The 381-nt window shown below is 61.7% G+C and carries 1 protein-coding gene; it reads right to left on the reverse strand.

Translation table 11 applies throughout. From position 1 onward, the window contains the following. Positions 1–39: 39 nt before the first annotated feature. The coding region (locus tag R0K30_RS21235; protein WP_410612750.1) for a hypothetical protein at positions 40–381 on the reverse strand (342 nt) is incomplete at its 5' end.

Genomic DNA, 381 nt, shown 5'->3' on the forward strand with positions numbered 1-381 from the left:
GTTGGATTTTTCAATAGAGCCGGCCGCCTTCACCGCATCTTAGGAATTGCTCGCCGAAAGCGCCGTGGTCGCGCCGGCCAGACCAGCCATAACGGCATTGCCTGACTTGCCCGCCGCCTCGGCCATGCGTGCGCCGGTCTGCATGGCGCTGACAACCGGCGTACTTGCGGTAATGGTGAATCCCGACTGCTTGACCTCGTGCACTTCACGCTGGCGCATGGTGTCGAAGCCACCCACGATGTTGACGTCTCGGCCGATCATGGTGATGTCACCTTGACGCGCCAGCACATCGCTGCCCACGGCATTCAGCGAGCCTCCGGCATTGATCAGCACATCCCCAGTTACGCTGCCGATCGTGCTGCCGGTATTGAGCCCTCGCTT

It is taken from the genome of Bacillus sp. SIMBA_154, from assembly GCF_046536015.1.
GTDB lineage: Bacteria > Bacillota > Bacilli > Bacillales > Bacillaceae > Bacillus > Bacillus pumilus_P.